Annotated in this window: 32 protein-coding genes, 1 tRNA gene and 1 riboswitch; of the genes, 16 read left to right on the top strand and 17 right to left on the bottom strand. The window is 64.1% G+C overall.

Annotated features, from left to right (window positions below):
• Positions 1-14 precede the first annotated feature (14 nt).
• From CK228_RS09375 to CK228_RS09325, 9 genes are all read right to left on the bottom strand, one after another.
• Positions 15-992 (bottom strand): PfkB family carbohydrate kinase, encoded by a 978-nt coding sequence (locus tag CK228_RS09375; RefSeq protein ID WP_095787650.1) that lies wholly within the window; start codon positions 990-992, stop codon positions 15-17.
• Positions 989-2,017, bottom strand: a complete 1,029-nt coding sequence (locus CK228_RS09370; protein ID WP_095787649.1) for an ADP-ribosylglycohydrolase family protein — start codon at positions 2,015-2,017, stop codon at positions 989-991. Before CK228_RS09370 ends, CK228_RS09375 begins: the two co-directional genes overlap by 4 nt.
• A gap of 3 nt (positions 2,018-2,020) precedes the next feature.
• Entirely contained in the window at positions 2,021-2,746 is a 726-nt protein-coding gene (locus CK228_RS09365; protein WP_095774021.1) for a GntR family transcriptional regulator, read from the bottom strand.
• A 453-nt stretch (positions 2,747-3,199) separates the two neighbouring features.
• Positions 3,200-3,364 carry a DUF3309 family protein gene (locus tag CK228_RS09355; RefSeq protein ID WP_095774020.1) on the bottom strand — a complete coding sequence of 55 codons (165 nt, stop codon included), beginning with the start codon at positions 3,362-3,364 and terminating at the stop codon, positions 3,200-3,202.
• Positions 3,365-3,917: 553 nt separating this feature from the next.
• Positions 3,918-4,613 carry an isoprenylcysteine carboxylmethyltransferase family protein gene (locus CK228_RS09345; protein ID WP_095773810.1) on the bottom strand — a complete coding sequence of 232 codons (696 nt, stop codon included), beginning with the start codon at positions 4,611-4,613 and terminating at the stop codon, positions 3,918-3,920.
• A 174-nt stretch (positions 4,614-4,787) separates the two neighbouring features.
• On the bottom strand, positions 4,788-5,804 hold the full coding sequence (locus CK228_RS09340; RefSeq protein WP_095787826.1) for an ABC transporter substrate-binding protein: 1,017 nt from the start codon (positions 5,802-5,804) through the stop codon (positions 4,788-4,790).
• Positions 5,797-6,564, bottom strand: coding sequence for an ABC transporter ATP-binding protein (locus CK228_RS09335; protein ID WP_095787648.1), 768 nt, complete (start codon positions 6,562-6,564; stop codon positions 5,797-5,799). The genes CK228_RS09340 and CK228_RS09335 overlap by 8 nt, the downstream gene beginning before the upstream one ends.
• On the bottom strand, positions 6,561-7,379 hold the full coding sequence (locus CK228_RS09330) for an ABC transporter permease (protein WP_179295864.1): 819 nt from the start codon (positions 7,377-7,379) through the stop codon (positions 6,561-6,563). The genes CK228_RS09335 and CK228_RS09330 overlap by 4 nt, the downstream gene beginning before the upstream one ends.
• A gap of 43 nt (positions 7,380-7,422) precedes the next feature.
• Positions 7,423-8,031: a YkoF family thiamine/hydroxymethylpyrimidine-binding protein gene (locus tag CK228_RS09325; protein ID WP_095773808.1), complete on the bottom strand. Its 609-nt coding sequence runs from the start codon at positions 8,029-8,031 to the stop codon at positions 7,423-7,425.
• Positions 8,022-8,135: riboswitch (TPP riboswitch) on the bottom strand. (Overlaps the previous gene by 10 nt.)
• Between CK228_RS09325 and CK228_RS09320 the strand changes: the two genes are divergently transcribed.
• Complete coding sequence (locus tag CK228_RS09320; protein WP_348629233.1) at positions 8,130-8,447, top strand: hypothetical protein; 318 nt, start codon at positions 8,130-8,132, stop codon at positions 8,445-8,447. (Overlaps the previous riboswitch by 6 nt.)
• A gap of 79 nt (positions 8,448-8,526) precedes the next feature.
• On the opposite strand, the gene msrA is transcribed toward CK228_RS09320, so the two are convergent.
• Positions 8,527-9,045: a peptide-methionine (S)-S-oxide reductase MsrA gene (gene msrA, locus CK228_RS09315; protein WP_095787647.1), complete on the bottom strand. Its 519-nt coding sequence runs from the start codon at positions 9,043-9,045 to the stop codon at positions 8,527-8,529.
• Positions 9,046-9,219: 174 nt separating this feature from the next.
• A complete protein-coding gene (locus tag CK228_RS09310; protein ID WP_095787646.1) occupies positions 9,220-10,767 on the bottom strand; it encodes a glycosyltransferase family 39 protein in 1,548 nt (515 codons plus the stop codon).
• 197 nt (positions 10,768-10,964) lie between these two features.
• Here CK228_RS09310 and CK228_RS09305 point away from each other — a divergent pair, with 197 nt between their 5' ends.
• Positions 10,965-11,672 (top strand): hypothetical protein, encoded by a 708-nt coding sequence (locus CK228_RS09305; RefSeq protein WP_095787645.1) that lies wholly within the window; start codon positions 10,965-10,967, stop codon positions 11,670-11,672.
• Positions 11,673-11,767: 95 nt separating this feature from the next.
• Here CK228_RS09305 and CK228_RS09300 read toward each other — a convergent pair whose 3' ends face one another.
• A complete protein-coding gene (locus tag CK228_RS09300; RefSeq protein ID WP_095773804.1) occupies positions 11,768-12,238 on the bottom strand; it encodes a GNAT family N-acetyltransferase in 471 nt (156 codons plus the stop codon).
• A gap of 835 nt (positions 12,239-13,073) precedes the next feature.
• On the opposite strand from CK228_RS09300, the gene CK228_RS09290 reads away from it, so the two are divergent.
• Positions 13,074-13,310, top strand: coding sequence for a hypothetical protein (locus CK228_RS09290; RefSeq protein ID WP_095203861.1), 237 nt, complete (start codon positions 13,074-13,076; stop codon positions 13,308-13,310).
• A 102-nt stretch (positions 13,311-13,412) separates the two neighbouring features.
• On the opposite strand, the gene CK228_RS09285 is transcribed toward CK228_RS09290, so the two are convergent.
• Together CK228_RS09285 and CK228_RS09280 are read right to left on the bottom strand one after the other, a co-directional pair.
• On the bottom strand, positions 13,413-13,745 hold the full coding sequence (locus CK228_RS09285) for a hypothetical protein (protein WP_095787643.1): 333 nt from the start codon (positions 13,743-13,745) through the stop codon (positions 13,413-13,415).
• Positions 13,738-14,151 carry a hypothetical protein gene (locus tag CK228_RS09280; protein WP_095787642.1) on the bottom strand — a complete coding sequence of 138 codons (414 nt, stop codon included), beginning with the start codon at positions 14,149-14,151 and terminating at the stop codon, positions 13,738-13,740. Before CK228_RS09280 ends, CK228_RS09285 begins: the two co-directional genes overlap by 8 nt.
• 332 nt (positions 14,152-14,483) lie before the next feature.
• Between CK228_RS09280 and CK228_RS09275 the strand changes: the two genes are divergently transcribed.
• Positions 14,484-14,753, top strand: coding sequence for a hypothetical protein (locus CK228_RS09275; RefSeq protein ID WP_095773800.1), 270 nt, complete (start codon positions 14,484-14,486; stop codon positions 14,751-14,753).
• A gap of 115 nt (positions 14,754-14,868) precedes the next feature.
• Entirely contained in the window at positions 14,869-15,174 is a 306-nt protein-coding gene (locus CK228_RS09270) for a hypothetical protein (RefSeq protein WP_010910423.1), read from the top strand.
• A gap of 58 nt (positions 15,175-15,232) precedes the next feature.
• On the opposite strand, the gene CK228_RS09265 is transcribed toward CK228_RS09270, so the two are convergent.
• Entirely contained in the window at positions 15,233-15,658 is a 426-nt protein-coding gene (locus CK228_RS09265) for a DoxX family protein (RefSeq protein WP_095787641.1), read from the bottom strand.
• 224 nt (positions 15,659-15,882) lie between these two features.
• Between CK228_RS09265 and CK228_RS09260 the strand changes: the two genes are divergently transcribed.
• On the top strand, positions 15,883-16,251 hold the full coding sequence (locus CK228_RS09260) for a VOC family protein (RefSeq protein WP_027047052.1): 369 nt from the start codon (positions 15,883-15,885) through the stop codon (positions 16,249-16,251).
• A gap of 57 nt (positions 16,252-16,308) precedes the next feature.
• Here the strand turns inward: CK228_RS09260 and CK228_RS09255 are convergent, their stop codons facing one another.
• Positions 16,309-17,268 carry a prohibitin family protein gene (locus CK228_RS09255; RefSeq protein ID WP_095773796.1) on the bottom strand — a complete coding sequence of 320 codons (960 nt, stop codon included), beginning with the start codon at positions 17,266-17,268 and terminating at the stop codon, positions 16,309-16,311.
• A gap of 719 nt (positions 17,269-17,987) precedes the next feature.
• Here CK228_RS09255 and CK228_RS09250 point away from each other — a divergent pair.
• From CK228_RS09250 to CK228_RS09235, 4 genes are all read left to right on the top strand, one after another.
• Positions 17,988-18,167: a DUF3606 domain-containing protein gene (locus tag CK228_RS09250; RefSeq protein WP_010910426.1), complete on the top strand. Its 180-nt coding sequence runs from the start codon at positions 17,988-17,990 to the stop codon at positions 18,165-18,167.
• 208 nt (positions 18,168-18,375) lie between these two features.
• Positions 18,376-18,837, top strand: a complete 462-nt coding sequence (locus tag CK228_RS09245) for a GFA family protein (protein WP_095787640.1) — start codon at positions 18,376-18,378, stop codon at positions 18,835-18,837.
• Between the two features lie 109 nt (positions 18,838-18,946).
• Positions 18,947-19,183, top strand: coding sequence for a DUF982 domain-containing protein (locus tag CK228_RS09240; protein ID WP_095773794.1), 237 nt, complete (start codon positions 18,947-18,949; stop codon positions 19,181-19,183).
• Positions 19,184-19,209: 26 nt separating this feature from the next.
• Positions 19,210-19,455 carry a DUF982 domain-containing protein gene (locus CK228_RS09235; protein WP_095773793.1) on the top strand — a complete coding sequence of 82 codons (246 nt, stop codon included), beginning with the start codon at positions 19,210-19,212 and terminating at the stop codon, positions 19,453-19,455.
• 129 nt (positions 19,456-19,584) lie between these two features.
• On the opposite strand, the gene CK228_RS09230 is transcribed toward CK228_RS09235, so the two are convergent.
• Positions 19,585-19,887 (bottom strand): hypothetical protein, encoded by a 303-nt coding sequence (locus CK228_RS09230; RefSeq protein ID WP_095787639.1) that lies wholly within the window; start codon positions 19,885-19,887, stop codon positions 19,585-19,587.
• 160 nt (positions 19,888-20,047) lie between these two features.
• Between CK228_RS09230 and CK228_RS09225 the strand changes: the two genes are divergently transcribed.
• The 6 genes from CK228_RS09225 to CK228_RS09205 all read left to right on the top strand — a co-directional run bounded on the left by CK228_RS09225 (position 20,048) and on the right by CK228_RS09205 (position 22,679).
• Positions 20,048-20,950 (top strand): alpha/beta hydrolase, encoded by a 903-nt coding sequence (locus tag CK228_RS09225; protein WP_095787638.1) that lies wholly within the window; start codon positions 20,048-20,050, stop codon positions 20,948-20,950.
• A gap of 331 nt (positions 20,951-21,281) precedes the next feature.
• Positions 21,282-21,578 carry a hypothetical protein gene (locus tag CK228_RS09220; protein ID WP_095773790.1) on the top strand — a complete coding sequence of 99 codons (297 nt, stop codon included), beginning with the start codon at positions 21,282-21,284 and terminating at the stop codon, positions 21,576-21,578.
• A 37-nt stretch (positions 21,579-21,615) separates the two neighbouring features.
• Positions 21,616-21,689 (top strand) — tRNA-Gln (locus CK228_RS09215).
• A gap of 146 nt (positions 21,690-21,835) precedes the next feature.
• Positions 21,836-21,988 carry a hypothetical protein gene (locus tag CK228_RS35215; protein ID WP_179295863.1) on the top strand — a complete coding sequence of 51 codons (153 nt, stop codon included), beginning with the start codon at positions 21,836-21,838 and terminating at the stop codon, positions 21,986-21,988.
• 94 nt (positions 21,989-22,082) lie between these two features.
• Positions 22,083-22,271, top strand: a complete 189-nt coding sequence (locus CK228_RS09210; RefSeq protein WP_095773789.1) for a type II toxin-antitoxin system HicA family toxin — start codon at positions 22,083-22,085, stop codon at positions 22,269-22,271.
• 6 nt (positions 22,272-22,277) lie between these two features.
• The gene (locus CK228_RS09205; protein ID WP_095787637.1) at positions 22,278-22,679 is read left to right on the top strand and encodes a type II toxin-antitoxin system HicB family antitoxin; all 402 of its coding nucleotides are present in this window, start codon (positions 22,278-22,280) and stop codon (positions 22,677-22,679) included.
• The last annotated feature ends 350 nt before the right edge of the window (positions 22,680-23,029 follow it).

The following is a 23,029-nucleotide window of genomic DNA, read 5'->3' as shown; positions in this document are numbered from 1 at the left end:
CTTGGCGGGGCTTGTCAGGCTGTCTGATGGGCCTTCTGGTTCTGGCCCGGCGCGCCGGTCGCGGCGGCCTGGCTCAGGAAAGTCTGGATTTCCGCATCGGTCGGCGCCGATGAGCCGCCATGGCGGGTGACCGAAATGGCCGCCGCTGCATTGGCGTAACGCCCCGCCTCGAAGGGCGGCGTACCGCGCGCCAACGCACTAATGAAAGCGCCGATATGGGTGTCGCCGGCGCCGTTGGTGTCGACTGCCGTGACCTTGAAGCCGGTAATGGTCTGCGCCATGCCGTCGGCCAGCCTGATATGGCAGCCCTTGGCCGCCGAGCGGATGACGACGCCGGCGGCCCGGGGGCAACGGTCGGCGAGCAGCCGCGCCGCCAGGCTCTCGACGTCACCGGAGCCGGCAATGTCGGCGGCCTCCGCCGCGTTGCAGCTGAGCCAGGTGGTGCGGGCAAGCACCCGCGACAGGATCGGGCGCGGAATGTCCGAAATGATCGGCGTCGGGTCAAAGACGAACGGTGTTTGCGCAGGAAGCGCCTCGATCCAGTCTGTGAGCGCGTCGCGGCTTCCCGCATAGCTCAGCGTATAGCCAGAGGTGAATACCCAATCGTCCGGCGCCGCCGATACGGGCGCCATCATGTCGAGGGTGAGCACACTTTCTGCCCCCGGCCACGAGACGAAAGTGCGCTCGGCATCGCTCGAGATCATGGCGACGCAATTGCCGCTGTCCATCGCAAGCGATGGCGGCGTCAGTGTCTCGATGCCTTCTGCGGCGAAGGCGGCGCGCAGGAAATCGCCGTTCGGCCCGCTGCCGAGCTGGCCGCCGAACACCACTGTCATGCCGGTGCGGGAGGCCGCGACCATCATGTTGAAGCCGCCGCCGGCGACCTGGGCAAAGCTCGATGCCGTCTTCTCGGTACCCGGCGCGGGCAAGGCGTCGATGCGGTAGACATAGTCGACCACCGCGCTGCCGATATGGACGAGGCGCCCGCTCATTCGGCCGCGTCCTTGCCGAACCCGGTCTTGGCCACCCTTGCCGCCACGAGATCGGCGGCAAGCGCGCGCACCTCTGACATGTCGATGCCGACAAGCCGGGCAATATGCTGCTGCGGCAACAGTGAAAAGCCGGTGCAGGCGCCGGCCATACCGGCCGCGATGGCGCCGATCGTGTCGGTGTCGCCGCCGAGATTGGCGCTGATCACAGCCGCCTGCCAGGGATCGCCCCCGGCGACTTCCAGCACAGCGAAGGCGGCCGGAACCGATTCCTGGCTGGCAACGCCGGTGCCGACCAGGTCGGTGATCAGCCGGATCGCATCCCCCGCCGCCTTGCCGCGCACCAGATCCTGCGCCCAGACGATACGCGAGGCGATGTCGCCGCCGGTCACCCAATGGCCAAGTGTCGCCCCTCGCCTCGCCGCCGCGACGGCACTGTCGGAGGCGGCGCGCCAGTCACCGCCGGAAACGCCACGGCTGACGGCCGCCGCGACCGCTGCGGCCGAGGCTATGGCGATCGAGGTGTTGTGCGTGGCGCGGCAGGTCTCGGCCACCTTGGCGACGAACGCGTCGAGTGGCTCCAGCGGCATCATGATGCCGACAGGCGCGATGCGCATGGCAGCCCCATTGGTGTCGCCGCTGCGCCCCGCTTCCTCGGCCGGCACGCCCTTGTTGATGGCGTCGATGGCGCGCTTGGTCGACGGCCCCAGCAGATCGTAGCTGCCGCGCGCCTTGACCTCGCGCTCCCAGTCGAGCAGCGCGTTGACCCAGCGCGTGTGGTCGAAGCGCTCGCCTGAAACAACCAGGATGCGGCCGAGCAGCAGCGCCTGTTCGGTATCGTCGGTAATTGTGCCGGCCAATAATCCCTTCGACACGGGATGCTCGGCGAAGGGCGCGACGAAATCGTCGACACGGCCGTAGAGCTCGGCGATGCGCGCCGGCGACAGGAGCTGCGTCGGCATGCCGAGCGCGTCTCCCAGCGCCCCGCCGACAAGCGCGCCCATGGCGCGATCAAGCGTGTCCGGCATCGCTCAGAACCTCATATGCAGCGCGAAATGCGCCGGATTGAGCAGGCTGGTGACATATTCGATCGGCCGGTCGTCGGCCGCGCGCGTCAGCCGCCGCCCGCGCAGGAAGGGCGTGCCTTGCGGGCAACCCAGGATGGCCGCGTCCTCGGCGTTGAGCATCTCGATGCCGACCCATTCCTCGCCATGGTCGGGGATGAGGCCGGCGCCGCGCAGCGTCTGGTGCAGCGATCCTTCGCGCAGGCCGCGCAGCGGCACATCCTCAAGCTCCGGCGACAGCGGCAGGCGGCTGCGCTCGATGGAAATCGCGTGGCCATCGCTGGCATTGGTGCGCACACGGTCGACGGCGATGAAGAAGGGGCTTTCGATCTCCAGCAAGGCAGCGAGATCGGCGTCTTCGATGATCTCCAGCCGCAGCGTCCTCGTTTCGGCATTGGCGCCGGCATTGGCCAGCGCCCGCGACCAGCCGATCGCGTCGTCGACCGGCTTGCCGTCGAAGGTGACGAAGGAGCCGATGCCAACCTTGGTGGTGATCAGCCCACGGCTGGACAGTTCCTCGAGGCCCTTGCGGACCGTGTTGCGGCTGACGGAGAAACGCTGGACGAGCTCGTTCTCGCTTTGCAGGCGGTCTCCGAAGCCGAGCACGCCGGAGCGGATTTCATGTTCCAGAACGGTCGCGATCTGCTCGGGCTTGCCCGTTCCGGGAGACAGTTGAACCATGCGCCGCTTCATATGCATACCTGTTCAATGAACCTGTATGGTCCTGTTCAATATATGGCTGTAAACCTCCTGTCAATGCGATGCCGAGACCCCAGGCAGCGACTGGAAATTGCCTGTTTCGGACAATGGCGTCAGCAAAATCGCCAATGACGTGCCGAGCAAGGGGCTCGGGCCAGCCATCGTCGAGGCCTTGGAAGCCCGGGTGGAACGATCAGCGACACCGGCGGCACAAGCGTCTCGGTCACCCCGGCAAAAAAGCCCGCTCCGGGATACCGGCGCGGGCCTTGGAGGAGGATGAAGGGGTGGGGACCCTCTCCTGTAGTTTCCTCGGGGGTGGACCGAAATCACAATACGCCAGTCCCGCGTGACGGCGGATCACAAGCCGGCTGGCTTGCATCACAATCCGCTGCGCCTGGGCCCCGTCATGGTCTCGAGATTTCGATCATCCCGGCGGCTTGCAGGCAGCTAGATGCGCCCTAGTACGACGAGGATGATGATGATCAGCAGCACAAGCCCGAGCCCGCCGCCGCCATAGTAGCCGGTTCCATAGAACGGCCCGCCGCCGAGCCCGCTAAAGCCGCCAAGCAGCGCGAGGACAAGAAGGATGATGAGTATCGTGCCTAAGGTCATGGTTCCCGCTCCCGTGGGCGCTGGTGCGCCGGTTTCGAACACCGTCATTTGCAGTGTTTCGAAAATGAGAACGTTCGAGCCGCCTTACCGTTCCGCCCCTAATGTTCGCCGGCGAAGGAAGGATCCGATATCCCGATAGATACAGGGTAGGAATTGACAGCGCCAGACACGCGGAAGCCCGCCCGAGAGACGGGCTTCCGAACGGCCGGAGGTCAGACCGTCAAAAAGGTTCACGCCGATTGCGCACGTCCATTCCTGGCGCCCCTGGCTTCAGCGGCGGGCGATCAACAGGCAGAGCTGACGCAGGTCGCGATCATAACTGCCCTCGCTGCTGAGCACGTCGACGCAGCGCTTCTTCATACGCGCCACCTGGCTGTTGGACATCTGGGCTACGACACCCGGCAGGCTCGGATGATTGGGATTGCTCGCGTACGAGGGATTGCTCGGGCTGGACGGATTGCTTGGATTGGTTCCGCCACCAATGCCGACGCGCGGACCGGTATGGCGACCGGCCGATCGCGGACCCCAGCCTCTTCAATCGACAATCCTGCCCTCAAAACAGGCGGTAGAACAGCCTGTAGCGCACACGTTCCATGTAAGCGCGATACTCCGGTTCGGCGGCCAAAAGGGCCTCCTCGCGCAGGATGCGATACAGCTGCATGTAGGTGATTACCGCATAGACAGCGAGGTTGTGGAAGGAAAAGGCCGACAGCAGATAAAGCACATGGCCGGCGAGGTAGCCGGCATAGATCGGGTGCCGCACAATCCGGTAGGCGCCGCCGGTCATCACGCCGCGATTGCCAGGCAGGATGGCAAAGGAACGGCCAAGCGATATCTTGCCCCAGATGACGAACAACAGCGCAACAAACTGCAGCGGCGCGGCGAAATAGACCGGAACAAGCGCTATGCCAGGCTGGAGGCTGATCAACGCGACACCGAAACTGGCGGTCACGGAGACGACGACCGTAAGCGGATTCCAGTCACGCGTCACCGGACGCCGCGACAGAAGCAGCCAGGTGAAAGTGAGGATCTCGGAAATCGCCACCAGCGCGGCGTTGATCCGGGTCGGGTCCTCCACGAGCTGGGACATGCCGCGATAGACGAACAGCCCCGCGCAGGCCAGGGCACAGAGGCGAAAAAAGCCTTCGCGCAGATCGACCAGTATGTCACGCTTTCGCGCCGCGGAGAAAAATCCGCCCTCATTATTATGCGAAAACGCTTCACTTTTTGACGTGAGCAACGCAAACACCCCGATGATCCCTCGAAGCGACCATTGCACGCAACCATTGCCGGGGGGTTAACCGGGACGATCGGATCGGCATCAAACGGGACAACTCCTGCGAAAGCATGCGGGTGCGGGACGCCCCCCGCATGCGAACCTAACGGAACAGGCCGTCCGCTACCGGGTGATGCTTGTCCAGCCTCATCCCAAATTCAGATTTACGAAATACTTCGTGAAATCAGGGCGCTGCGTCAGGATCTTACCATCAGCGTCGCGCAAGATGCCCGCTTTGAAGAGATAGTCGCCGATGGCGTCCATCTTGGCCGGATCCATCGTGCCGATGGCGCCGTTCTTCGCGCGCAGATAATGCCCGTCGATCAGCGCCTTCAGCGACGCCTCGATCAACGCCGGATTGGTCAAGGCATCCTTGTTGGCGGCGATCAGCAGCGCTGCGGCTTCGGCTGGATGATCGACGGTGAACTGATAGCCGCGCCGCGTTGCCTGAATAAAAGCCGACGCCAGTGCCGGGTTTGCTTCGAGATAGGCTTCGCTCGAGGAGATCAGCGTCGTATGCTCGTCGGGCACGCCGTAGTCGGCATAGACGAAGCTGCGCTGCTTGATGCCTTTGAGTTCGGCCTCGACGCCCTCCCAGGTCGAGACCTCGAGCGTGAAGTCGACAGAGCCATTGGCCAGCGCTTCATAGGCGGAAGTGCCGAGCGTCACCGTTTCGAAATTGCCCTTGCCGCCGTCGTGGCGGATGATGGTCGAGATCAGTGCGTTTTCCCAGGCGCTGCCGAAACCGCCATAGGTCAGGCCGTCAAGGTCCTTCGGACTTTTGATCTCGCTGCGCGCCGCATTGAAGACCACGCGGCCGGTCTCCGACTGCACCACGGCGTAGACGGCCTTCAAGTCGGCCCCGGCGGTCTTCTGGGTGAACAGGCTGATGGTGCCGTTGATGCCGAAATCGGCAACGCGGTTGGCGACGAGCGTGCCGGCGCCGGTATTACTGTAGGGCAAAATGTCGACCTCGAGGCCGGCCTCGCGGTAAAATCCCTTGTCGCGGGCGACGAACAGCCCGATGTGGTTGGTGTTGACAGTCCAGTCCAGCGCGACGGTGATTTTTTGCGTCGCGGCGAAGACACGGCTCGCTCCGGCGATCAGCGGAAGACCGCTGGCAAGGGTGAGCAGCAAAGCCTGCCGGCGTGTCAGATCAGTCATGGTCATGTCCTTTGGATGGTTGGGGGTTGAGCAAGATGTCGAGGATCTCGGCCTCGAGTGCGCCGGCCTGTTGCGCGGTGGCGCCGGTCGGATCGCGCGGACGCGGCAAGGGCACCGTGATCTCGCGCAACACACGGGCCGGGCGCGCCGACAGCACATAGATGCGGTCGGACAGGAACACCGCCTCGCGCACATCGTGGGTGATCAGCAGCGCCGTCCAGCGATGATGCCGCCACATCTGCTCGAGCCAGCGCTGCATGGCCGCGCGGGTCAGTGCGTCGAGCGCGCCAAACGGCTCGTCGAGCAAAAGCATGTCGCGCTCCTGCACCACGGTGCGCAAAAGCGCCGCGCGCTGGCGCATGCCGCCGGAAAGCTGTGCCGGAAAATGCCGCTCGAAGCCGGCGAGCCCGAACTCGGCAAGCAGCGGCGCGACCCGCGCCCGCGCCGCCTGGCGTCCGACGCCTTGCACTTCCAGCCCGAGTGTCGTGTTGTCGAGGATGCGCCGCCACGGCATCAGGGCGTCGCGCTGCGGCATGAATGCGAAATGCCGGCCATGGTCGTCGAGCGGCGTGTCGTCGAACAACATCTCGCCTTCGCCATGCTCGGCACCCGTCAGAAGCTGGAACAGCGTCGACTTGCCGGCACCCGAAGGCCCAAGGATCGAGACGAATTCGCCGGCACCGACGCTGAGCGAAATGTCGGCGAGCACGTCGAGGCCCCCAAACGCCTTGCGCACATGCCGCAATTCGAGCCGGCTCATCGCCCCGGCCCCTTCCCTGCCGGCTGGCGGTCGATCCGTTCCCAGGGCATGGCGAGGCGCTGCAAGAGCGCCGTCAGCCCAAACAGGATCAGCGTGAGTGCGGCACTGACGCCGACCGCGGCCAGCACCAGATCGGGGCGGAAATTGTTCTTGGCGTTGAGCATGTAGATGCCTAGTCCCTTGGCCGCACCGGCATATTCGGCGAAGATGGCGCCGACCACGGCATAGGTGATGGATATCCGCAGGCCGGCGAAGAAATACGGCAGTGCCGAAGGCAGCCGCGCCAGCACGAAGACACGCCAGCACCCTGCCCCCATGGCGCGCAGCATCTGACCGATCTCCACCTCGGTCGCCTCGTAGCCCTGCACCAGAGCCACCAGCATCGGGAAGAAGGTGACCAGTGCCACCAGCATGATCTTCGGCGTCAAACCGAAGCCGAACCACAACACCACCAGCGGCGCGATGGCCACCAGCGGCAAGGTCTGGCTGACGATGAAGACAGGAAACAGCGCCCGCCGCAGCGGCTGGAAGAAGTCGACCAGCATAGACAGCGCGAAAGCGGCGCCGAGCGAGCAGGCAAAGCCCATCAGCGTGGCGCGGATGGTGGGAATGGCGTTGTCGATCAGCGCCTCGCGATTGAGCATTGCCTGTTCGAAGACGCGCGACGGCGCCGGCAGGATCGTCGGTTTGATGCCGGAATAATTTGCGTAGAGTTCCCAGGCCACGAGCAGCAACCCGACCGACATCACGGCCGGTGCTGCCTTGGCGAAGAGACCCGCGAGCTGCCGCGGGCGGCTTGACGACGATGAGACCAAGAGAGGATAACCTTGACGGCCGCGCGACGAAGGCGCGTTCTGTTCAGACAGCGGTGGGGCTGTTGGCGGAAACCGTGACGTCAAGGGTTACGTGGCCGGCGCCCGGCCCGAAGCGGCAGAAGGCTTCATTCAGCGCCGAAAAGATCGCGCCGGTATCGCCGCGCAGTTTGGTGCAGAAGTTCTTGGAGCGATCGTAGACGCCGGACTGTTTCAGGAAATCGATGCAGCCATAGATCTCATCCATGTGGTCGCCGGTGCCCATCACATAGAGCGAGAATTGCGCCGCCGCCGGCTGGCCGGTGGCAGCAGCATTGCGCACGGCGGTGATGGCGGCTTCCTTGCGCGGCCCGAGCGGCCCGACAGGCCCGCCAAACGCGTCGGAGCGGCAGATCGGATCGTCCGGCTCGCCGGGACAGCCGCGCGAAATGGCGGCCGACAGCACGCAATGCTTGCCGCTCCGCGCCGCCGCCACGAACAGGTCGCGCAGCGCCGGGAACAACACTTCGGGTGGCCCGACCAGCAAGGTCGAGATGTCGTCGGTCTCGATACGGAGCCTGTCCCGGTAGGGGTCGAGCGCGCCGAGCGCGCCCAAGATGACACCGACGAAATCGTCGGCCATGGGATAAAGGGAAATCTGTGCGCCTGAAAACATCGCCCGCCTCGCTCCGCTGGTATTACCCAGATCAGCTTCTAGGGTCTGTGGGCTTGCCGCCCCCGTCTCAGCCCCGACCGTACGGAGCACCCCTGTGGATGAGCGCGTTAAAGCACCATTCGAACGGAAGGGAAAGCCGTTTTTTCAGCGCACCGGGCCAAAAGCGTTACACCAGCAACACCGCAAACGGCATGGATGGGTCCGGCGGCAGCGGCCGGTCAGTGACTGTAGACCCGAGCACGCCGGCTTCGCCCGATACGGTCGATCCGGCAATTACCAACAGCACGACCATCGCGCCGGGCGACATGAACTCCGATGCGGATCGCAATTGCCCGACCAATCCGCAAGGCGCGCAGTCCGATGCCAACGGCAACGCGACGGCCCCCACCGTGAACGACAACAACTGCGGCAAGTAAGTGATTGCCCAAACTGAAAAAGCCGCCGGACATCCAGCGGCTTTTCGATATCATTCCCAACGATGCGTTTGCCCAATCGTTAGGATGCGGCCTTCTCGCGAACCGGCAGCTTCCAGCCCGGCCTGACGAAGTGGCAGGTGTAGCCGTTTGGATATTTCTCCAGATAGTCCTGATGCTCGGGCTCGGCATCCCAGAAGGCACCGGCCGGCGCGACTTCCGTGACGACCTTGCCTGGCCACAGGCCGGAGGCATCGACATCGGCAATGGTATCTTCGGCGACGCGCTTCTGCTCGTCGCTCGTATAGTAGATCGCCGAACGGTAGCTCAACCCGACATCATTGCCCTGGCGGTTGCGCGTCGTCGGGTCGTGGATCTGGAAAAAGCGCTCCAGCAGCGTGCGATAGCTGATCACTGCCGGATCGAAATTGATCTCGATGGCTTCGGCATGGGTGCCGTGGTTGCGATAGGTGGCGTTGGCCACATCGCCGCCACTATAGCCGACGCGCGTGGAGATGACGCCGGGATAGCGCCGTATCAGATCCTGCATGCCCCAGAAACAGCCACCGGCAAGCACTGCGCGTTCGGTCGAAGTCGCCATGTCACGTCTCCTCAAAAAGCAATTCCAGCTCATGCGAGGGTTTCCCGCCCGGAATTGCGCAGACAAAATTGGATTTCCCAATAGATGGGCATTGTCGTCCGCTTCGTCCAGTCGCGTGGAAACAACGCGGCCATGAACGAACGATATCACGACGCGATCGGGGATCGAACCGTTTCAGTTGGGCGGATGCTGGGTCGGGCTGTCGACGGCAAGCTGCGGATAGAGCGTGCCCGGCGGAATGGCAGCAAAGCTGATTGCCAAAGGCGGCGCCGTGCGCGACCAATTGAAAAGAACGGTCTTGACCGGGAGGTTGCCCAGCCATGTCCGCAACTGCGGCGGCACGCCATGTCCTCGCCAAACCATCAGCATGCCGTGGTCGCGCAAGCGCTGCCTGGTGATCCAGGGCGCCAACCGGGTGTCAAGATCGGTGAAGATCGACGGCTTGTCATAGGCATTGAGGCCAGCCAGCAAGGCCACCTGGGTATCGCCGCCGACAATGTCGAGCCGGCCGGGCGCCGCCGCGTGCCAGACCGCCTCGGCCTCGTCCGCGATCGGCTCCGCCGGCCAGCAGACGGCGTCCAAGCGCCCCCGCACATTGCAGCCCGTCCAGCGCAGCGCAGCATAGGCGCCCGACACGGTGACGATGCAGAGGAACGCGCAGATCGCCAGCCTTCGCATCTCGATGGCGCCGAGCCGGTGGCCGAGGAAGGCCAGCACCGTGACACCGACAAGATTGTACATCGGCGCGCCCCAGGACTCGCCGGTGCCAATGAACAACGAGGCCACCATGATCAGGGTCCCCGGGCCGAGCCCCATCCACACGAGATAGACCAGAATGCTGCGCTCGACGGGCACTTCGGGGGCGGGCGAGCGCCGCAGCAGGCCTGATATCGCCAGCACCAGAAGAAGGCCGGAGAGTCCGGCCATCTGGACACCTATGTAGTAAAGGCGCGCCCGGTGTTCGGCCACCCATTGGTCGCGGGCGGCGAAATAGGTCAGCGGCAGGAAATCGATGCGGTAGAGCGCGATGGCCAGCGGTGTGGCAACGGCGAGAAAAACGGCAAGGCCGAGCCATGGCCAGGGCGTCGCCAGCCGGCTGCGCGCGCGTGCGTCGCGCAACAGCCAGAGCGCGCCGAAGGCAAGCAGCAGGCCGGTGGAGAACTTGGCATAGAGCCCGACGCCCGACACCAGTCCAAGCGCCAGCCACCAGCCCGGCCCGCCGCCACGGCCGGCGCGCCAGAGCAGCCAGCAGATGGCCGCCCAGAACGGCATCTGCGCGTAGTCATGATTGAATTGCGGGGTCGGCCAGCCGAAGAAATAGAGCGACGGCATCAAAAGCACGGCGGCCAGCGCACGGCTTTGCCCGAGCATGTCGCGGGCCAGCAGGTAGACCAGGACGAAGGTCGACGAGATCGTCAGCTGGGCAACCAGATATTGCGGCCAGCGGAACGATCCGGTCAGAAGATGGCTGGTTTCGAGCAGCCAGCCTGGAAGCTGTGGGTGCTTGTAGGTCAACAGCACCCATTCGCGGCCCCACATGAAACCTTCCACCACGTCGCCGGGCGGGGCGGGATCGATCAGTGCCGGCACCGCCGTCCAGCACAGGATCTGCACCAGGCACAAAAGCGCCAGCAAATACCAGGGATGGCGGAGCAGGCCGGGCCATACCGATGACGAGTCGAGGCCGGCGGAAGTCAGCCCCGCCGGCGCCCAACCATCCATGGAGTCGTTTATTCCCACCATGCGGCGCTTAAATCACATCGTCCGGTTTGCCGAACAGTCCCCATAATCAAAGCTTACGAAAAAGTATACTTGCAAGCCATTGCAAAACCAAGATTGGGCAGGAATTTCGGCGCTCCGCTGCCCTCCCCCGGCAGAACAGCCGCCCATTTGGTCCTGTCTGAACATCCCTGATATCGATGCGTCACCACCATGCCGTCATCCACCATCGCGCGCTCGACTTCTGGCTGGCACGTGCGGCTGTCCTCGTCATCATCTGTTTGCAGCTCCTGGTGATCAACGATCTTTCGTTCGGCCCGCGCTGGCTGGCGCCGGCGCTGGAGGCCGCCTTGCTCGTGCCCCTGTCCGTCGCCACCGCCTGGACACAGGTCGCCAGCCAGAAAGCGCTCGAGGAGGAGCACTGGTATCTGGTCGGCCGGTTTCGCGTCATCATCCGCAGGACGGCGCTGGTGATGACCGGCGTCGTCAGCGTCATGAACTGTGGTTCGCTGGTGTTCCTGGTGCGCGCCCTGCTGGCGGGCCATGCCGGCTCCAGCGGCCAGACGCTGCTGATCGACGCGCTCAACATCTGGGTCACCAACGTCATCGTCTTTGCCTTGTGGTTCTGGAGCACGGACCGCGGCGGGCCGCCGACATGCGGCCTCGTCAATCGCGCCCATTCCGACTTCCTGTTCCCGCAAATGACCTTGAACGACCGCGAGATCCGCGACTGGCTGCCGGGCTTCGTCGATTATTTCTTCCTCGCCTTCACCAATGCGACGGCATTTTCGCCGACCGACACCTTGCCGCTGTCGCAGCGCGCCAAGCTTTTGATGATGGCCGAGTCGATGATATCGCTGCTGACGATCGCACTGGTCGCCGCCCGCGCAGTCAACATCCTCGCCTAGGCCCAGAAACGCGAAAATAGCCCGCCCGGCGAACCGGAGCGGGCTATCGGATGGTTTGCGCCCAAAGCTGGAGCGCGAGGTCGACGATCTCACCCTCAATCCGCGCCGAGATCGCGTTCGAAAACCACCTGGTCGCGCAGCGGAATGCCGTTCACAAGCAAGCCTTCGGGGTAACCGGTCGATGGCCCGAAGGCATCCTGCACGATGCGAGACATTCGAAAGCCCTGTCTTTGGTAAAATCGCAAATTGCCGATATCGGCCGCCGCGGTCGACACGATCAGGCGCCGGCCGTAACGCTCGCGGCAGCGGGTGACGGCCGCCGCGACAAGGGCACGCCCCAGCCCCTCGCTCTGTCTTGCCGGACGGACCGCCAGGCTCTTGAGCTCGAAGACACCGCCCTCGCCTGTCTCGATGAGCTGCACGTGGCCGATGATCCTGTTGCCCTCTCGCGCGACCAGCACCTCGCCCTCATCGATATAGCTGGAAACCTGCGTGGGGGAATCGTCGGCAAGGGCAAACAGCGGCAGCAATATTTCGCGGTCCCCATCATATCGTTCAATCTGCATCCGTAACCCCGGGCTGGATCAACGCCGCCGCGAGTTCGGCAACCTTTCATCGGGATATAGCAGTGGCCGGGCGGGCGCCACAAACGCAAAAAGCCCGCCTCGGCGCGGGCCGAGGCGGGCATTGGCTCGATCGAGCCGTCAGGCGCGAATTCTCGGACGCACGGCAAGCCTTCGTAGGCAGGAATGAACGTGAAGATACTGGCCGTCGATCGCGCCCCGCCGCGGGCAATCCGTCACCCAAACCAGCCAAACGTAAGGCTAACCACCAAGACCGCGATGAGGATTGAGAGCGGCACCGCCATGAACAGCCCAGCCTCTAATAATCGGGTTTCCTTGTCACTGAACATTAGGCCCTGCCTCAACAAGCTTCGCTCAGATAGAAGCTGCGAAGCCTGTTTCCGTTCCGAATACCGGCGACATGCGATCCACGAGCGATTTGGCTCAACATGGTTGCCTGGAGATCGAAATCAGTTCGGTTTCCCCAATGATGCCGGCCATGTATTTTGCAATGATACGGGAGGCCAGCGCATCATTCGATTGGTGCCCCATTCCGGCCCAACAAAGGCGGTTTCGGGAGCGATTTCAGCAGAGGCTAATTGAATCGCGGTTTTTCAAGGAGCGGGCAACTGTCGAAAAACCCGCCGGCCGCAGCCAGCGCGCCTCGCCCTTCCTTCGTTCGCACGTTTCGCTGATATGAGCAGGGGTGCAAATATCTTCACCAGTCGGCGCTGCCATCTCAAGGCCCTGCCGGTCAGGCCCAGTGGCCTTCCGCTGCCAGTCCCCACTAGCAACCAAGCCGCTGGGCCGCAGGCACGATTTGCGCCACATATGCGGCATGAAGGCGCTGAACAGAAGGTGTTGCTCGATGCTCCGGACAGACAATGGCGCGGCACTGAGGCTTTCAGATTTTGCCGATCCCAACGATGCAGTAATTGCCGCAATCGAGCTCTATGGGCCGGAAGCGCAGACCGCAGCGGCCTACTGCGCCATGGAAGCACACTTCGCCGGGCGACTGGCCGATTTCCGCCTCTGGTGCGAGGTCTTTCGCGTCTTCAAAACCAGATTCCATTGAGAGGCACATATATCGGGCTGCGCAGCCATCAGCGCGTTCTCGCAGTGCAGCCTGCCGCACGAAGCAACCATCGGAAATACGGAAGCCCGCTTCGGCGGGCTTTCAGTCTTCCGTCGCCGACTTGAACTTCTGCACGATCACCTCGAACAGAATATCCGAAAAGGCGTCCAGATGGTTGACGGCGACATCGAAATCCCTGGGCAGCACCGACAGCACGATCTTCAGATACTGGTCGGGCTTGCCGGCCCGCACCTCGGCGATGACGGCGGCGCCATGCGCGCGGAAATCGGCCCGCACGGCGGCGAGAAAATCGTCGCCCAGCGTCTTCTTCGTCCGCTTCGGACGGGGCGTCGGCGCGACCGCCGCGCGGGCGGGCTTGCGCCTTGCCGGCTTTGTCATGCGGCGCGCCGGCCCGGCGGCGGCTTCGTCAGCCATCGACTTGATCCATGGTGCTGGCTGCGTTTGCGGAAGCAGCCAAGCCGGTCTTCGGCACCGATCTGGCCGGGTTCCTGGTGCGGGATTTCCTTTTCGCCACCTTGGCCCTCTTCGCGCGCTTCGGCTTTGCGGTCGCGGCAGGTTTTGGCGCACCGGCGCGTTTTGCCACGCTGGCCCGCGCCCTGAGCCGCGCCAGGACGAGACCCATGGCGTGGCCGCCGATGCCGGACTGGGGAAAACCAAAGCCGCCCGTCGCATCCCGCACCATGCCGATCAGCACGCCGGATGCCACCGGTTCGATCCGGCCCAGACGCGGGCGTGGCGCCGCACCCTCGAACGCGCCGATGGCGCTGACGATTTCGCGACCGTCATCGTCGGTGATGATCGTGGCGTAGCGTTGGGTCATTGGATTTCCCGCTGAGGTCGCGCCCTACGGCCCGCCACCATACGAAGTTGGCGGCCGGCGGCTGCCAAGGCGCCAGAAACACAAAACCCGCCTCGGCGGCGGGTCGTTGGCGCAAATCAGCACCATGGACAAATATGTAGCATGGCTGCCCTCACCCGGTCAAGGAAAAAATTCCTAGATCATGGAGCCTCTCAAGCCTCCTTCTCGATCAAGCTCTGCGCCGTCGCCGAAACTCGAACCGGATAGCCGGCTTTTCATCAGCCGGCAGCTGTGGGACCATCAGAAGAAGCTCATGGAATGATTCGCGTCGTACGGCCTTGCAGGAGAGGGCGATGGACAGACCAGCCATGGCATCCGTCTTCAGGATGCGGCATGCTCCAGCCACGGTTTCCGGTGTGCGCAGCACCGGTCAAGGCCAGGCTGATCCGATCATCCGCGTGAACTCGCTTGGCGACGCGATCCGCTTCGTCGCCAACGCCTACCCCAACTACGACATCAGCGCCGTCGCCATCACCTGCGGCGATCCGTCGATCCCGCGCCTCGGCAGCCTGGACGTCAAGGCGGTGTGGCGCGAATATGGCGAGCGCCTGACGCAGGAATAGGCCGGCAGCACGAGCCGGCGCCTGCCCGGCATCCCGGTTGAAACCGGCTCCGCGCCTGGCTTCGGATCGGAAACGCCGCTGGCGCGTTTCCCCTTTGGTCAATGGAGGGAACCCCATGAACGTCGCCAATCTGCAACTCGAAGGCCTGCTGATGGCCGTCGCGTCGATCAACCACGTCCTGGTTCGCAAGGGGGTGCTGACATCGGAGGAGATCGACATCGCGCTGCGCAAGGCCGAGGCCAGCGAAACCGGCGAGGAGCGATCCAACGGCATGTCGGCGTCTAGCCGCGACGCCGTCAATTTTCCGATTCGGCTGCTGGAGCTCGCCAACCAGTGCCAGCCGGAGGCCGACATGCCGTCCTTCTCGAAACTGGCCCGCATGGTCGGCCAGATGAAGGAGCCCTATAACGATCAGCTGTGAGGCTAGGAGCAGTTCACCGTTTCACGCAAACGGCGAACTCCTCCGATTGTAGCTCGTCTCAAGCCTTGCCCGGCCAGCCCAGGTTCAGCGCCAGCGTCCGTCCCGGCCCGTGGACGGCGGCGAAGAGCAGGCCGGCGGCGAACGGGAAATGCGACATGAAGGCGCCGAACTCGGCCTGGTTCGAGGCCCAGTGCGACGGGCCGTGGAAGGCAAAGCCGAGGAAGGTGACATAGACTGCCGCGACCAGCGCCGCCGGGGTCAGGAAGGCGCCGGTCAGGAAGGCTATCACCAGCAGCGTCTCGAGGATCGCGGCGCACCACGCCAGAAACAGCGGAAACGGGAAGCCGGCGGCGGCGATGTAGCCGGCGGTGGCGCCCATGTCCATGAACTTGAAGACCACCCCCATCAGGAACATGGCGGCGAAGACCAGGCGGGCGATGAGAAGGGCCGCGGTCTGCCACGGCGATTGAGTGATGTCCGGCATTTTGTCTCTCCAGGGTTGCAATGGATATCGACCCAAGGACGAGCGACGCCGTGCGGTTCCGACACCGGCCTGAATTTTTGTCCGCAAGCGCGGCCGCGACGGACGCCGTCGCCGGTCTGGCGCTGACGGACGGGCGCCGTCGCCGGGCCGGGAACCTTGCCGCGACCTGCCCCGAAAGCTACCCTCGCAAAGGGGGCGTGATCAGTTTGTGAGGAGAGCCAGCAATGGCGACGGTCCGGTATCTCGTCAGCGATGTCGAGTTGGCGATAGAATTTTACACCAGCCATCTGGGGTTCGCGCTGCGGCAGCAGTTCGGCCCGGCGATGGCCATCCTGAAGCGCGACGACCTGACGTTCTGGCTCGCCGGCCCGATGGCGTCGGCGGCGAGACCGATGCCGGATGGCCGCACGCCGCAGCCCGGCGGCTGGAACCGCATCGTCATCGAGGTGCAGGACCTGCCGGCGCTCGCCGCCCGGATGCGCGATGCCGGCGTGCCGTTCCGCAACGAGATCGTCGATGGCCCCGGCGGTCGCCAGATCCTTTGCGAGGACCCGTCCGGCAACGTGGTCGAACTTTTTGAACCAAGAGCATGATCCCTTCCGAAGCCCGTTCGGGATCATCATTGGTTTCTTCGTTGCCTCGCTTGGACCTCAGTTCGCCACCGGCGCCGGCGTGCTGAGTTCGAGGAACGGCACCGTCGAGCCGGGGATCATCGACTTCGGCAACTGCCCGTCCCATTTTTCGGCCTTGGTCAGTTCGACCAGCAGCGGATTGTTGGCGAGCGCTGCGGCGCGCGCCTTGATCGCTTCGGCCGTCGCCTCGCCTTCGATCTTGGTCTTGTAGGCGCTGGCTTCGGCTTCCGCCTTGACGCTGTCGGCACGGCCCTTGGCCTGGGTGACCGCGATGTCGGCCTTGATCTTTTCCTGCTGCAGGTTCTGTTCCTGCTTCTGCACTTCCACCTGCGCCGTCATCCGCGCCTCGACCGCCTGCTCATAGGCGTCGGAAAAGTCGATGTTCTCGACCTGGACGCTGTCGATCATCACTGGGCCGTCGGTCACCGACGAGATGGCGTCGGCGACATCCTTGTTGAACTTGGCGCGGTTCTGGATCACCGACACGGCGTCGTACTGGCCAAACACCGTCTTGATCTCCTGCGGCGCCTTGCGGGCGATGACCCGGTCGGCCAGCGCCTCGATCGACCCGTAATTGGTGTAGACGTTCGAGACCTCGGCCGCCGGCACGTGGAAATTGACGGTGACGCGCATGTCGGCCGGCTGCTGGTCACGCGAATAGGCCTGCATGGCCGGCAGATTGCCGCAATCGCTCTGGTTCTCGCAGCCCCATTTCAACACCTGCTGGCGCAGGCTGATCTTCTCGACCCTCTGCAACCACGGCAGTTTGAAATGCAGGCCCGGATCGACGACCGAACTCAACGCGCCATTGGTCAACAGCACGCCGCGGTCACCCTGGTCGATCGTGTACCAGGACCCCATGACGGCACCGATCAGCGCCAGCACGATGGCCAGCGCGACGATGCCGCTGCCGATCGAGCGCGAGCCCACGGCCCCGTGCTGGAGGGCACGGTTCGAATTGCCTTGCGTGTCAGTCATTGCCACCCCCCGTTGTCATTGCCCGATACCGCGATTGCGCGGAATCATGGAGGCAAGATTGCTGAGATGTGGAGTGCCTCGGCCGTCCGCGCCAGTGAAATCAGATTATTTCGGTTTGCCTGCTGATGGTATGGGGCCGCTGGATGCGATCGCGACCGGCCGCGTCGGCGCTCCTATTTATGGTGCTGCCAGGCGGTTGAACCCAGCCAACGCGTTTGGCACTTGGCGCCAGCTTTCACCAACAAATAGCGATCCCGAAACTTGTCCGTAACCCGCGACGTGATATTGTTAGCTTGGGCTAATGTACAGGCATGTCCGGTGCAACCATTTTGGGGGGTGAGTTTTGGGCGCGAGCGTCAGGTTCAGGACGAGGTCCTATCTGGTCCGGTCACCGGTCCTCGAGTGTAATGGCTGTGGCGGCACCGGGCAGGTTTTCCAATGCCCACGCTGGACAAGCTCCAACGGGCTTTGCTGTCCCGCCGGCACGCATCAGCGCGGCTGCCCCGGCGCCAGCGCTGCTTGCGCCGAATGCGGCGAGGCCGATCCCCATGCCGCGGGCCCCGCCCCTGCATCGGCCTGACAGCCTCGATCCGCGTCGGGCAGGCTTCTGTCCGCCATCTGCCTTGGAACCAGCAGCGCCGATCGCTGTTATGTCTGATCGCGGCATCCTATATACTGATGCCCCGCGACCGTGCGGCTGACAGAAAGCGAGGCACGCCATGCCCGACGACAAAACGAAGATCAAGCAGGACCGCAAGCTGGTTTCGAGCGAGGAGACCTACGAGGTCGCCGCCTTCGCGCGCAAATACGGCATCCCGCAGAGCGAAGCCCAGACCATCATCAAGCGCTACGGCCCGTCGCGCAAGAAGCTCGACAACCACATGGCCGCGCGCGGATAGGCGGGGGCGGCCGCGAGCCGCAACCATTTCGCCGGCATTGCGTTGAAGGATGTTGCGGGCCGCATCGGCCGGGTCGGGAGCACCAGCCCGGTCGGCGGTGCGAACGGGATTTTTCCCGGTTTCTGGCCAACGAAATGGCCAGCATCTGTTCCGCCCGGCCCTTGGCGTGCCAGACTGACGAAAGCCAGACCGAGGGAGGGCCGCGATCATGTCCGACACCACACGCAGAACCGGCAGTTGCCTGTGCGGCGGCGTGCATTTCGTCATCATCGGCCAGCCGACACGCGTCGGCCTTTGCCACTGCAAGGACTGCCGCAAGGCCAGCGGCTCGGCCTATTCGGCCTTTGCGATATGGCCGCGCGACGCCTTCGAGACATCGGGCGAAGTCGCCTCCTACGGCACGCGCAGCTTCTGCCCGACCTGCGGCAGCCGCGTCGCCTGGGTCGGCGACGATGAAGTCGAGGTGATGCTCGGCAGCCTCGACGTCGCGCCGACCGACCTGGAGCCGCAATATGAATTGTGGATCAGCCGCCGCGAGACCTGGCTGCATGCCTTGCCCGGCACCGCACAATTCGAGCATGACCGGCCCTTTGACGGGCCGGCGCCCGAAGACGCCGCTCCGCCGCCACCGAGGCCTTTGTCCGACGCCGTCGCGCAGACTGAAAATTGATCTTCGGGCCTGGAACCCTCCCTTGTCGACGACGTTATCCGGCGCCCCTCACAAGTGCCGTTGTCCACAACCGCGGTCAGTGTCGGGCGACATGCCACGGAGACGTCAGTTGAACGACAAGATTTTTCCCCGACCGATCCGCCTGAAATTCGCCCCCGAGCGTGAACGCATCGTGCGTAGCGCCTGGGAGGGCCTGGAATGCCTGGGCGACTGGCCTGCCGGCCGAGGCCGGCGATATCAGGCGGCGCTGCGCTGCTGTCGCGATGCGCTGGACGGCTGGACACCGCCGGAAAAGGCGATGCGGGCGATGATCGACGCCGCGCGCGAAGCCCGCATCCTCCAATAGTGGAAAAACCAGAGGCGGGAAGAGCAATGGCCGATGTGATGCTGACGACACCGGTGCGGATCAAGCCGCATGGCTCGGACACAATCCGTGAGGTGGCGACCCTTCAGGACGCCAGTGAAGTCCTGATCGACTGGCCGCAAGCCAGCCGCGGTCCCTTCTACCAGGCCGCGCGCGCAAAGGTCGAAGCGGCGCTGGAAAACAAGGACGGCACGGCGCAGGCGCAGGAAGCCTTTACGGCGCTGTGCGATCATGCCGGCGTGCTGGTTCGCTAACCCAGAAATGCAGGCGGTGCCCTTCGCCTGCTCTTCTGTTGCTGCCGATACCTATTTTTGCGGGGCAGATCGCCATCCACGATCGGATGAGAGGTCTCGAACCCAAAATTCTTCGGCGCGCCTGGCTTTCTACTTGGCCTGCGGCTGAGCCGGCACCTGGCCCGGCTTGATGACCGGTGTCTTGCCCACGTCGGGCGCCGGTGTCGCCATACCCTGGTCGCCGGTGGCCGGCGGCTTCAGCACCCCGCCGCAATCATTGAGCTTTTCGCTCAGATTGCCGCCACCTGGCTGCTGCTTGCCTTGATCCGGCTCGACCCGGCATTTGTCGGCCTGCGGAGTCGGGTTGTTGGAGCCCTGCTGCTGATCCGTCTGTGCCGCCGCCGGCACGGCCAAGGCCAGCAACAGCGACGCGATGGCCAGAGGTTTTTTCATCTGAGCCTCCTTTTGCTTTGACGGCCGCCCGCGGCGGCAGCCTGCCTCGCAGGGACAACGCCCAACCGCCCGAAAGGTTGGCGAACAAAGGTCGGCGCTCCGACGCGACCGCCCGCAACCAAATCCGGCCTCCGGCCGTTGCCGAAAAGGAGGCACCACCATGTTCGGTAATTTTCAGTCGATAAAAATCGATGCCGGCGATGCCGGCATATTTTTCCGCCGTGCGGGCAACGGTCCGGCGCTGCTGCTCCTGCACGGTTTTCCGCAGACCCATCTGATGTGGCGCGACGTGGCACCGGCCTTGGCCGAGCGGTTTACCGTCATCTGCGCCGACCTGCGCGGCTATGGCGCCAGCGCGTGCCCGTCGTCCGACAGCGCTCACGCCCCTTATGCCAAACGGGCCATGGCCGCCGACATGGCGGCCCTGATGGCCAAACTCGGCTTCGGCAGCTTCATGGTCGCCGGCCATGATCGCGGTGGGCGGGTGGCGTACCGCATGGCGCTCGATCATCCCGGCCGCGTTGAAAAGCTTGCGGTTCTGGACATCGTCGCAACGGCCGACGCATGGGATCGGGCCGACGCCAGGCTGGCACAGGGCTATTGGCCCTGGTCACTGCTGGCGCAGCCCGAGCCCTTGCCGGAGTTGATGCTGCGGGGATCCGCCGAGGCGGTCGTCGACAACGCGCTCGGCGGCTGGGGGTCGTCGCCGTCAACGTTTCCGCCCGAGGTCCGCCAGGCTTACATCGATGCCTTGCGCGATCCCGCCCACATCCACGCCATCTGCGAGGAATACCGCGCGGCATCGACGCTTGACCGCGAGCATGACCATGCCGACAAGGCCGCCGGCCGGCGTATCCGCTGTCCGGTGCTGGCGCTGTGGAGCGGGCAAGGTGCGCTTGCCGACTGGTACGCGGGCGACGGCGGGCCGCTGGCTCTTTGGCGAGGCTGGGCCGATGACGTCCGCGGACGGGCCATGCCCGGCGGTCATTTCTTCCCCGAGGAGGCGCCGCAACAGACCGCTCGGGCATTGGCGGACTTCTTCGGCGAACCGGGTGGGGCCTAGGGGGTCAACCTTGCCGGAGGCGCCAGCACGGTTCTCCGCATCGTGCGATGGGGCAGCAGGCGGATCGGTCCTTTGCGGGCACGCCTCAAAGCAGTGGTCGCGTCCGCCGCGGAAGGAACAGCATGGCTTCGGGACCCTCGCTTCCGGGCCACCATTGCGGCGTTTCGTAAGGCTTCCTGCCATCCATGACCAGCAATGCGCGATGCTTGATTTGCGCGGGTGGCCTCGCGCCGCCTCTTGCCCCGCGCAATACGCGGCCCGTCGCGGAACGGGCGGACACATGATGGGTTTTATGGGACAATGCAGCACCCCGAACCAAAGAGGAGCCGCCATGCCCGCTCGCCTTCCTGTCCTGTTGATCACCTTGGGCTCCGTGCTCGCCGCGACCAGCCTGGCCGAGGCCCGCCCCGACAGCCGCGGTATGAGCTGCGCCGAGATCCGGGCGATGATCCAGAGCCGTCGCGCCGTGGTGTTGACCACGGGACCGGACACCTATGACCGCTATGTCAGGCAGTTCGGCAATGAATGCGACTGGCCGGAAGTGCCGATGTCGGCCTATATCCCGGCGCGCGACGGGCACTGCCCGGTCTATCGCTGCGAAGAGCCGGTCGACAACTTCCCGAATTGACGCCTCGCCGTCCTGACGGCATAAGCATCGGAGCTTCTCCCGCTTCGTCTAATGGTAGGACAGCGCCCTTTGAAGGCGTGAATCGTGGTTCGAGCCCATGAGCGGGAACCAATCTTGTCAATGGTTTGGTGCGGTCTCGACCGAAATCGTCTGATATCCAGCGATAAACGTGTCCGTATCAGGCGAACGCTGGCCTGCAGGGCGCGAGCATTTGGACACGACCAACTCAAACCTGTTCCGTCATCTTCGGAAACTTGATGTCCTGGATCATGAAGCCGCGGCGCGAGATCGATACGCCTGCAGTTTGTCGACGCTACGGGATTTGCGACACCACCCTAGACCGGTGGCTCGACAACCGCGCAAACGGCTTTCCCCAGCGCATTGGCGCGGCCGGCGCCGGTTCTGGCTGAGTTCGACGCCTATGATGCGTCGATCTAAGGCAACGGTTTGAAAGGCTGACTTTCTTTTTGTTGCATCTTTCGCAGTCAGTGTGTATTTATACACATGAAAAGTGCGGACGTTATCAAGGCCTTGGAGGCCGACGGTTGGTACGAAGTCGCTCGAAAGGGCAGTCATGCACAATTCAAACACAAGAAGAAAGCCGGCAGGGTCACGGTCCCGCACCCCAAAAGGGATATCCCTTTGGGAACTTTGCGGAGCATTGAACGTCAGTCCGGTCTGAAACTGAGGTAGAGAGACATGAAGCAGTATATCGGACTGATCCATAAGGACGCCGACAGCGACTTCGGCGTGTCCTTTCCCGATTTTCCCGGCGTTGTCACCGCCGGCGCCGATCTAGATGACGCTCGCGCTATGGCGGAGGAAGCGCTTGCCTTCCACATCGAAGGGCTTGTGGAAGATGGCGAGGCGATTCCAGAACCTTCCAGCCTGGAAGATGTCATGGCCGACGCCACCAATCGAGACGGCGTTGCAATCTTGGTAGCGGTGAAGACCGAGACCAAAAAAGCTGTCCGGGTGAACGTCACGCTCCCTGAAGATGTTCTGCGCCGGATTGATGCCTTTGCTGAGGCGCACGGCTATACCCGATCCGGCTTTATCGCGAAGGCAGCTCAAAGGGCCATGGAGCTTGAGGCGGCCTAAAGGATCGCGAGACGCTTTCCCGCAGCGACGCCTCCAGCGCTTCGGCAAGATGGCACGATCTCCGGCGGCGGCGGCAACGCAAGGTGTAGCCGCACCTTGCGGTCCCCTGATCGGGGAGCGCAAAATCCGTGTTTGTGGGCGAGCCCCGAGCTGCCTTCCGCGATCACACCATAGGCCAACGCGGCCATGTGGGTCACAGTGCAATCACAAGCGGTCGATTCCTTCGGGACATAGCCACTGCGAAAGCCTGCTGCGGGTCGCTCCCGTGGCGGGCTTTGCCATGGGGACCAAGGTCCCATGGCCCTCGCGCAAAGGTCTGATGTAACCGCTTTGGTTCCGGTATCGTCCAT

Origin of the sequence: Mesorhizobium sp. WSM4312 (genome assembly GCF_002294875.1) — a bacterium.
Lineage (GTDB): Bacteria > Pseudomonadota > Alphaproteobacteria > Rhizobiales > Rhizobiaceae > Mesorhizobium.
Note: the sequence above shows the minus strand (reverse complement) of the source record. Positions and strands in the feature narration are given on the sequence as shown.